This window comes from Pantoea sp. WMus005, assembly GCF_013415305.1.
GTDB classification, from domain to species: domain Bacteria; phylum Pseudomonadota; class Gammaproteobacteria; order Enterobacterales; family Enterobacteriaceae; genus Pantoea; species Pantoea rara.
The window spans coordinates 442,097-450,013 of record NZ_JACBXU010000003.1; the positions used below are offsets into that span (position 1 = coordinate 442,097).

A 7,917-nucleotide genomic window follows, 5' to 3' on the forward strand; every position below is an offset into this window, starting at 1 on the left:
TCATCACGTCATACAGAGGGCAATACCATGAGCACCTTTAAAACGACCGACGGTACACAGATCTACTTTAAAGACTGGGGCACCGGCAAGCCTGTTTTGTTCAGCCACGGCTGGCCGCTGGATGCCGACATGTGGGACAGCCAGATGCACTTCCTGGCCGACCACGGCTATCGGGTTATTGCGTTTGACCGTCGTGGCTTTGGCCGCTCAGATCAGCCCTGGACAGGTAATAACTACGATACCTTTGCTTCTGACATCAACGACCTGATCACCCATCTCGATCTGCAGAACGTGACGCTGGTGGGTTTCTCCATGGGTGGCGGCGACGTCACGCGCTATATCGGCAGCTATGGCAGCGATCGCGTCGGGGCACTGGTGCTGCTCGGGGCCGTCACACCTATCTTTGGCAAAACGGCAGACTATCCGCAGGGTGTCGATATGTCGGTATTCGAAGGAATACGCGATGGCCTGCTCAAGGATCGCGCGCAGTTTATCAAAGAGTTTGCTACACCGTTCTATGGTACCAACGCCGGACAGACCGTTTCTGATGGCGTTATGGCACAGACGCTGAACATCGCGCTGCTGGCCTCACTGAAGAGCACCGTGGATTGCGTGACCGCCTTCGCGGAGACCGATTTCCGTGCTGACGTGGCGAAAGTGAATGTGCCGACACTGGTGATTCATGGCAGTAACGACCAGATCGTGCCGTTTGAATCCACCGGCAAAGTGGCGGCTGAGATGATTGAGGGGGCTGAACTCAAGGTCTATGACAACGCGCCGCATGGTTTCGCGGTGACGCATCAGGATCAACTGAATCAGGATCTGCTGGCGTTTCTTAACGCCCGGTAAGGCAAAAAAGCTGCGCGGTGTAAACCGCGCAGCTTTCGTTTTAACGGCCTGGATGATTCACTTCATTTGGGCGCAGATCGAATAGCAGCACCTCCGCGCCTTCACCATGGCTGAACGACAGCGTTTTCTCGTCGCGAACCCGTGCGCCATCTCCGGCATTAAACTGCAGGCCATTAACTCTGACACTGCCGCGCGCCACATGAATATAGGCGTAGCGATCGTCCGGGAGCGTAATCGTCTGCTGCTCATCGCCCTGGAACAATCCCGCATAGATGCGAATATCCTGACGTACCCGTAATGCCCCGTTTTCACCTTCCGGCGAAATAATCAGTCGCAGATTACCGCGTTTATCCGCCTCACTGACGGAGATCTGCTGGTAGCCTGGCGGGCTGTTTTTCTCTGCCGGTACCACCCAGATTTGCAGGAAATGCACACCCTCGGTGCCGGAGTGGTTGAACTCGCTGTGGGTCACACCACTGCCCGCACTCATCAGCTGCACGTCGCCTGGGACAATCACCGAGCCGGTCCCCATCGAGTCTTTATGCTCCAGCGCGCCTTCCAGCACATAAGAGATAATCTCCATGTTGCTGTGCGGGTGGGCACCAAAACCGCGTCCTTTGGCAACCCGGTCATCGTTGATCACCAGCAGATCGGAGAAGCCTGCCTGTTTCGGATCCCAGTAGTTTGCAAAAGAGAAAGTGTGGCGTGAATTCAGCCAGCCGTGATCGCCCACACCGCGTTGCTCTGACAATCTTTGCTCAATCATATTCTGCCCCTTAGTTATCCTGATGAAGTGCGGATGCCCTTCGATAGAGACAGCATATAAGTAAACCTGTCAGTCACACAATGACGTGAATCGGCAATTACTGTCTCATTTAAGTGGACAATATGAGCGCAGGTTTAGCGCAGGAAGGGGTTAAGGATGACGCTTTCAGCTGCTGGCTCGCACGACCAGCTCACCCTGCATGATCACACATTGCGGCAGAGCGTCGGGCCGGGCAATTTTTTGCAGTACCAGTTCACAGGCACGACGTCCTATCTCTTTTGAGGGCTGCGCCAGCGTTGTCAGCGGCGGTGAGACCATCCCGGCCAGTTCACTACCGTCAAAACCCACCACAGCGATGTCCTGAGGGATACGCAGGCCCGCCCGTTGAATCGCAGCCATTGCCCCGGCGGCCAGCGTATCGGAAACCGCAAATACCGCGTCAGGCGGTATCTCAGCAGCTAACAGCTGATCCATCGCCGCTTTACCGGCGCTGAAACTCAACTCCCTGGCGAACGCGACAGCCTGCCAGGTCAATTGCTGGTTATCGAGCTGGTGGATGTAGCCCTGCTGACGCAGACGGGCATAGCGGTAGCTGAGGTCGTGGTTGATCAGCGCGATCCGCTGACGCCCGTGCTCAGCCAGATAGCGCACCACTGACTGCGCAGCCGCGTCATCATCAATGCCGACGCAGGAGATCTGCCCGTTATCATCATGTTCGGCACACTGTACCCAGGGCGCCGTGCCTATCAGCTGACTCAGCTCCGGCAGTTTGCTGAAGGCATCCATGGTGATAACGCCATCCACCATCTTGCCGGAAAGCAGTTGCAGGCTGGATCGCGAACGGGCGATATCCGTGCCCGAGTTACATAACAGGATACGATAGCCGTTTTTCTCCGCCTGCTCCTCAATGCCTTTGACCACCTCGGCGCAGAAGGGATTGGAGATATCGGAAACCAACACCAGAATCATTGAGCTACGCGCCGTGCGCAGCTGGCGCGCCAGCAGGTTAGGCTGATAGTTACTCTCTTCGATTGCTGCGAGGACTTTCTGCCGGTTCGCCGGTTTTACGCTGTCACTGTTATTCAGCACTCTGGAAACGGTAGCGACTGAGACGCCGGCCATCCGCGCGATTTTCTGAACAGACATAGAGTTCCTTCTGTTTTAACGCCTGCAAAACTCACCCACAGTAACCCCGCTTCAGGCGTCGCGATTCAGACCCAGTTGCTGACGAACCGACGGGCCGTTTTCTGCCAGAGCAAAATCATCAAAGGCGCGGTCAGACACAGGAATGATGTGCCGACGGATAAACGCGGCCCCTTCACGCGCCCCGGTTTCACCCTCTTTCAGGCAGCATTCCCATTCCAGCACCGCCCAGCCGTCATAGTCGTACTGCGCCAGCTTGCTGAAAATACGACTGAAGTCGATCTGGCCATCGCCCGGCGAGCGAAACCGTCCGGCACGCGCCAGCCACGGCTGATAGCCGCCATACACCCCGCTGCGCCCGTTGAGCTGATACTCAGCATCCTTGACGTGAAAGGCTTTGATACGCGAATGATAGAGGTCGATAAACTGCAGATAGTCGATGTGCTGCAGCAGGAGATGGCTGGGATCGAACAGAATATTGCAGCGCGGATGATGGTTCACCTCCGCCAGAAAACGCTCAAACGTGACACCGTCATGCAGGTCTTCGCCAGGGTGAATCTCATAACAGAGGTCAACGCCATGCTGATCAAACACCTCCAGCACCGGCAGCCAGCGGCGCGCCAGCTCGGCAAACGCCTCGTCAAACAGCGCCTTATGATGCGGTGGCCACGGGTAGAACCAGGGCCAGGCGAGCGAGCCGGAAAAGGTGGCGTGAGCCCGCAACCCTAACTTCTCAGAGGCCGCGGCGGCCCGCTTCAGCGTGGTGATAGCCCATTCGGTACGCCGGGCGGGATCGCCTTTTAGCGCCGCGGGCGCAAAATTATCAAACGCGAGGTCGTATGCCGGATTAACCGCCACCAGTTGCCCTTCAAGATGGGTTGAAAGCTCACTGATCTCCAGATCAAAACCGGCCAGCAATCCCCGCACCTCGTCGCAGTAAGTCTGACTCACCGCTGCCTTTTCAAGGTCGAAAATAGTGGGTTGATGACAGGGAATTTGAAGGGCGCGGTATCCCAGCCCGGCGGCCCATTCTGCCAGACCCGCCAGCGAGTTAAATGGCGGCTGCGTGGTGATGAACTGTGACAGGAAGATGCCCGGTCCCTTAACTGTTTTCATCAGTCACCTCTGTGTTCCGCTACCGCCTCATCACGGTATTTGAACGAGAAGAAGAAGATCATCGCGATCAGCGCGGCGGCAAATGCAGGGATCCACCAGAAGATTGCCCAGCTCTGTGCGCTGGCATGCCCTGCAACCACGTGATTGTAGAGCGCGCCGGAGATTTGCGATCCCAGCAGCATGCCGATGCCATAAGTGAACATCACCACCATGCTCTGTGCCTGGCCTTTCACCTTTTCCCCGGCTATACGATCGGTGTAGATAAATCCCACCACGAAGAAGAAGTCGTAACAGATGCCATGCAGCAGGATACCTGTGTAAATCAGCATGCGTGTCTCATCGCTCATGCCCAGCGCAAAAAAGGCATAGCGAATGAACCACGCCGTCATCCCCATCAGCAGCATGGTTTTAACGCCCAGGCGACGAAACAGCAGCGGGATGATCAGCATGAAGGCAATTTCAGATACCTGCCCCAGCGACATGAGCGTACTGACTTCCCGGATACCGGCATCGGCCAGCCAGGAAGCGGTAAAGGCGTAGTAGGTACCTAGCGGAATTGAAATGAGCGTGGCACACAGCGCGAAAACCATGAAATGACGCTCTCTCAGCAGTGCAAAGGCATCGGCGCAGAAGAGATCGCGGACTTTTAAGGGTAAACCTTTGGCGGGTGCCGGCGTATGCGGCAGCGTCAGGCTGTAAATCGCCAGCAGTACCGAACAGAGCGCAGCCAGCTGGAACACCGCTACACTGTCAGCAATGCCGGTCACACCGATAAAGATCCCCGCCACGATCCAGCCGACGGTGCCAAAGACCCTGACGATGGGAAAACTCAGCCTGCTGGCGAGACTGTGAAAGGCGATGTTATTTGAGAGTGCCAGCGTCGGCATAAAGCAGAGCGTATAGCCAAATAACAGGGCGATCAGCAGCACGCCGTTCTCCGCAATCAGTGCCTGCGGCACAAACCAGAGGATGACTGCGCCTGCCAGGTTCATCACCGCCATCATTTTTTGCGAGGGAAAGAAGCGGTCTACCAGCATGCCGAGCACAAATGGCGAGAGAATTGAGGCTATAGGTCCGGCTGAAAACGCATCCCCAATCAGCAACGGCATGTTGTGTCGGGTCATCACCAGCCCCAGCGTTACCGACCAGCTCCCCCAGATAAAGAACTGCATGAACATCATCAGAGAGAGGCGCGGCACCAGCAACTTATGCTGCATCCGCTGGCCTGCACTCTCCTGCACCGTTGCACTCATAAGAACCTCTGGAATAAGTAATCGATTACTTTTGATGGTTTGAAAGTAAACCATTACCGCAGCAGGTTCTCTTACCCTGATCACAAATTACTAACCCTGCGTTATCATTTTGTTGGCGGCAGAGCCCGTAGCGTGAGTCCGGTGATTAGCTGGTGGCGTTGACCACCCGCGCTTTACGGAAGCGGTAGCGCTCATACAGCACCGAATAGAGGCCGCCGATGACCACCAGAATTGCACCGATCACTGTGGTGGACGTGGGCAGGTTGCCGAGCAGCAGATACCCCACCGCTACTGACCAGATTAAGGTGGTGTAGTCGAACGGCGCCAGCAGTGAGGCTTCGGCATAGCGCAGACTCAGTGTCATCAGAATCTGAGTGATACCGCCCAGCAGTCCACATCCCACCAGTAATGCCAGCTGATTACCGTGCGGCACTTTCCACCCTCCAGGCAGGGTGACCAGCGAGGTTAACGCCGTGGTGACAGCAAACCAGAATGCGATAGCGCCCGGCTTCTCTTTGCCATTTAGAAAACGGATCTGCACCAGCGCGCAGGCGGTACATAAGGCCGCCATCAGCGCCAGCAGAATGCCCGCCGATGCAGAGAGCGAAAATGTTGCCTGACTTGTCAGCGAGAGGTGCCCGGAGAACATCACCAGAATGCCGCTAAAACCGGTAAAGACAGCAACCCAGCGATGGTGCCGGACTTTTTCACGCAGAAGCAGCGCCGCCAGTAGCACGGTAAACAGCGGCGCAGCATAATTAATCGCGGTGGCGTCGGTCAGAGAAATGTAGAGTAGCGACAGATAGCTGAAATAGAGACCGCCGGTTCCGGCCAGCCCGCGCACAAAATGTCCGCGAATGTTGCGGGTGCGGATGCCATCCAGCACGCTGCCCTGACAGCGCAGCCAGATGAGCAGCGGAACCAGTGCCAGCACAGAGCGGAAAAATATCACCTCGCCAACAGGGATTGCACCATCCAGTCCTTTTACACAAGCCAGCATCAGGGTGGAACTCAACGCAGCTGTGATCTTCATCGCTATGCCAGCGGAAGCGTTCATCAGGTTTTTGATCTCTCAGTGGGGAAAAATAAGCAGGGGAATCAGTACACTTAACATTCATACTGGCACAAAGCGATAAAGCAATCTGCCGGGATTACGTCGCAGACGGCATTTTATCTTTTTTTGGCGCAGCGTCACGGCATGAACAGGCATGTGGCTCAGCCCCCCGGCTGGTACACTCTGCCTTCTGCCCTGCTCTATGGGCCGCTTCTCAAACGGAACAGGAGTCTCCGATGTCCACGCTGCGTTTACTGCTATCTGAATCTAACGATCCCTGGTTTAATCTGGCGGTTGAAGAGTGCATTTTCCGGCAGATGCCCGCCACCCAGCGGGTGCTATTTTTGTGGCGTAATGCGGAAACGGTGGTGATCGGGCGGGCGCAGAATCCCTGGAAAGAGTGCAACACCCGACGAATGGCGGAAGATGGCATCCGGCTGGCACGTCGCAGCAGCGGCGGTGGCGCAGTATTTCACGATCTCGGTAACTGCTGTTTTACCTTTATGGCTGGCAAGCCCGAGTACGATAAAAGCGTCTCGACCGCCATTATCCTGCGTGCACTTAATGCGCTGGATGTTCCTGCGGAAGCGTCCGGACGTAACGATTTAGTGGTCAACACCGCTGAGGGACTGCGTAAAATCTCCGGTTCCGCCTACCGTGAAACACCGGACCGCGGTTTTCATCACGGCACCATTCTGATGGATGCCGATCTTTCCCGGCTGGCGGACTACCTTAATCCTGATGTGAAAAAATTGCAGGCCAAAGGGATTACGTCTGTCCGCGCCAGGGTAACCAATCTGGCGGAATTAACACCGGGTATCAGCTATCAGACGATCTGCTCCGCAGTGACTGATGCCTTTTTCGACCATTATGGAGAGCGTTGTGAACCGGAGAGGATTTCGCCAGAAGCCTTGCCCGACCTGCCGGGTTTCACAGAGCAGTTTGCGCGGCAGAGTAGCTGGGCGTGGAATTTCGGTCAGGCACCTGACTTCTCTCACCTGCTGGACCAGCGTTTTGTCTGGGGCGGCGTGGAGATCCACTTCGATGTTGAACGCGGCGTGATCACCCGCTGTCAGATTTTCAGCGACAGTCTCAATCCTGCGCCGCTCGAAGCGCTGGCGCAGCGGATGCAGAACGTCACCTACCGGCCAGACGCGCTTGAGCCGGTACTAAGTCAGCTGGTTGCGGATTTTCCGTTGCAACAGGCAGAGCTGACAGAATTGCAGCACTGGCTTGTCGCCAGCGTACGCTGAACAGTTTTTGTCACTTGCCCGCGCGGAAAACTGTTGCGGGCAACCCTCTCCATCCCAGCATCCCGTAAATCACCAACGCAAAAAACCCGCACAAGGCGGGTTTTATTAATTATCAATTTCAGGCTTAACTGCTCAGGCTGTTGCCGTCATCGCGATCGTAAGCGCTATTGATAACTAAGGCTTACATAGGCACTACGTTTGCCGCTGAAGGGCCTTTAGCGCCGTTTTCAATCGTGAATTCGACCTGCTGGCCTTCGTCAAGAGTTTTATAATCGTTGCTCTGGATTGCAGAGAAATGTACGAATACATCTTTGCTGCCGTCCTGAGGAGAAATAAAACCGAAACCTTTACCAGCGTCAAACCATTTTACTAAACCAGTCATTTTATTAGACATCGATATTTCCTTAATTTATGAGCCACTACGTGGCGAAGATGGCCTGTCTTTCAGAAGGTAACTTACCAGGCTTTTAGGAGGAGACTCAC

Annotated in this window: 8 protein-coding genes; 2 read left to right on the plus strand and 6 right to left on the minus strand. The window is 55.6% G+C overall.

From position 1 onward, the window contains the following. Positions 1–27: 27 nt before the first annotated feature. A complete protein-coding gene (locus HZZ01_RS14815; RefSeq protein ID WP_179898353.1) occupies positions 28–849 on the plus strand; it encodes an alpha/beta fold hydrolase in 822 nt (273 codons plus the stop codon). 40 nt (positions 850–889) lie between these two features. On the opposite strand, the gene HZZ01_RS14820 is transcribed toward HZZ01_RS14815, so the two are convergent. From HZZ01_RS14820 to HZZ01_RS14840, 5 genes are all read right to left on the minus strand, one after another. After that, complete coding sequence (locus HZZ01_RS14820; RefSeq protein ID WP_179898354.1) at positions 890–1,615, minus strand: pirin family protein; 726 nt, start codon at positions 1,613–1,615, stop codon at positions 890–892. A gap of 165 nt (positions 1,616–1,780) precedes the next feature. Next, positions 1,781–2,761 carry a LacI family DNA-binding transcriptional regulator gene (locus HZZ01_RS14825; RefSeq protein ID WP_179898355.1) on the minus strand — a complete coding sequence of 327 codons (981 nt, stop codon included), beginning with the start codon at positions 2,759–2,761 and terminating at the stop codon, positions 1,781–1,783. A gap of 51 nt (positions 2,762–2,812) precedes the next feature. Next, entirely contained in the window at positions 2,813–3,874 is a 1,062-nt protein-coding gene (locus HZZ01_RS14830; protein WP_179898356.1) for a sugar phosphate isomerase/epimerase, read from the minus strand. Continuing rightward, positions 3,874–5,127 (minus strand): MFS transporter, encoded by a 1,254-nt coding sequence (locus tag HZZ01_RS14835; RefSeq protein ID WP_179898357.1) that lies wholly within the window; start codon positions 5,125–5,127, stop codon positions 3,874–3,876. The genes HZZ01_RS14830 and HZZ01_RS14835 overlap by 1 nt, the downstream gene beginning before the upstream one ends. A gap of 145 nt (positions 5,128–5,272) precedes the next feature. Continuing rightward, on the minus strand, positions 5,273–6,184 hold the full coding sequence (locus HZZ01_RS14840; protein ID WP_179898358.1) for a DMT family transporter: 912 nt from the start codon (positions 6,182–6,184) through the stop codon (positions 5,273–5,275). A 233-nt stretch (positions 6,185–6,417) separates the two neighbouring features. Here HZZ01_RS14840 and HZZ01_RS14845 point away from each other — a divergent pair, with 233 nt between their 5' ends. Further along, positions 6,418–7,434: a lipoate--protein ligase A gene (locus HZZ01_RS14845; RefSeq protein ID WP_179898359.1), complete on the plus strand. Its 1,017-nt coding sequence runs from the start codon at positions 6,418–6,420 to the stop codon at positions 7,432–7,434. A 181-nt stretch (positions 7,435–7,615) separates the two neighbouring features. Here HZZ01_RS14845 and cspA read toward each other — a convergent pair whose 3' ends face one another. Beyond that, a complete protein-coding gene (cspA, locus tag HZZ01_RS14850) occupies positions 7,616–7,828 on the minus strand; it encodes an RNA chaperone/antiterminator CspA (protein WP_003855207.1) in 213 nt (70 codons plus the stop codon). Positions 7,829–7,917: the final 89 nt, after the last annotated feature.